Origin of the sequence: Pseudomonas sp. P7548, assembly GCF_013386585.1 — a bacterium.
Classification (GTDB): domain Bacteria; phylum Pseudomonadota; class Gammaproteobacteria; order Pseudomonadales; family Pseudomonadaceae; genus Aquipseudomonas.
In genome coordinates this window covers 1-1,256 of the sequence record NZ_JACARO010000171.1, presented here as the reverse complement: position 1 = coordinate 1,256, position 1,256 = coordinate 1, and the positions used below count along the sequence as shown (strand labels likewise).

The window sequence follows — 1,256 nt, the reverse complement described above, 5'->3', positions numbered from 1 at the left end:
CACGGCCGGTCAGTTGTTGCACGGTGTCGGTCACCGGCACGTCCTTGTAGGCCTCGACTTCGTGACGGTAATAGGTCATGACCGGCTCGAAATAATCACCGAGGATTTCGCGCAAGGTGCTGTCACTGTCGACGTAGGTCACGGTCTCGCCGATCACTTCGCTGAGCAAGGCGCTGATTTGGCGGTAGTCGAGGCGCTCGGTGCCGGTGATCAGGTAGTCCTGGCCCACGTGCTCTGCGGCAGGGTCGGCGATGATGCGCGCAGCGACGGCGGCGATGTCCAGTTCCGACAGGTGCAGGCGTGGTGCATCGCTCACGGACGGCATGATGAACTGGCGTTTGGTTTTTACGTCGTTGGCCACGAACCACGGCAGGTTGAACATGATCCAGCACGCCGCGTTGATGTAGGTCACCGGCAAGCGGCTGGCGTCGAGCAATGGCTTGGCCAAGGTATGCAGGTTGGCGCCGCAGCGGGTCGCGAGAAACTCCGGCGCCAGGTCGTGCGCGGTGAGCCCGGGCGGAATCGCGGTGAAGCGAATCACCTGGGACGTGCCGCCCGCGCGCTTGATGGCATTGATGATGTTGGGGGTGACTTGCAGTTCATCGGTGACAAAATCCGGGGTCACGATAAACACCTTGTCGGTGCCTTCTACGGCTTTTAGCAGGCTGGCCGGGTCATACCAGTCGGCCTGCACGGCCTGCGCCGCGGGGAAGGCCGCTTGCAGTTTGGCCACGCCTGCGGGGCGGCTGCTGGCCAGGCGCAGGCGCACGTCAGGGAAGTGGTCGGTGAGTGCGCGTGCTGTCGCGGTGCCCAGGTTGCCTGTGGCGCCGAGTATCAATACGTGGGTCATGTGCTGGCCTTTGCTCCGTGAGCGTTCTTCGAGGCGGGCCAATCTATCAGCGGCGTTGACTCATGATTAGACGGTATGATGGGAATGGACCTATAACCCAGAGGTATCAATGGTGCTCGACGGCGTGAATGACCTGATAGCCTTCCTGACCGTCGCCCGCGAGCGCAGCTTTACCAAAGCCGCCGCGCAAATGGGCGTGTCGCAGCCAGCGCTCAGTCGCACCTTGCGCAAGCTGGAGGCGCGCCTGGGCGTGCAATTGCTCACCCGCAGCACCCGCAGTGTGGCGCCCACTGACGCGGGCGAACGCTTGCTCGAAAGCCTCGGCCCGCATTTCGACGGCATCGAAGCGGGCCTGGCCGAGCTGTCGGAACTGAGTGGAAAACCGGCCGGCAGCCTGCGCATCACC

General features: G+C 63.5%; 2 protein-coding genes. One reads left to right on the top strand and one right to left on the bottom strand.

The window, feature by feature from the left end:
• The coding region (locus HX803_RS31980; RefSeq protein WP_178926056.1) for an NmrA family NAD(P)-binding protein at window positions 1-850 on the bottom strand (850 nt) is incomplete at its 3' end.
• Between the two features lie 109 nt (window positions 851-959).
• Between HX803_RS31980 and HX803_RS31975 the strand changes: the two genes are divergently transcribed.
• On the top strand, window positions 960-1,256 hold a 297-nt coding region (locus HX803_RS31975; RefSeq protein ID WP_178926055.1), incomplete at its 3' end, for a LysR family transcriptional regulator.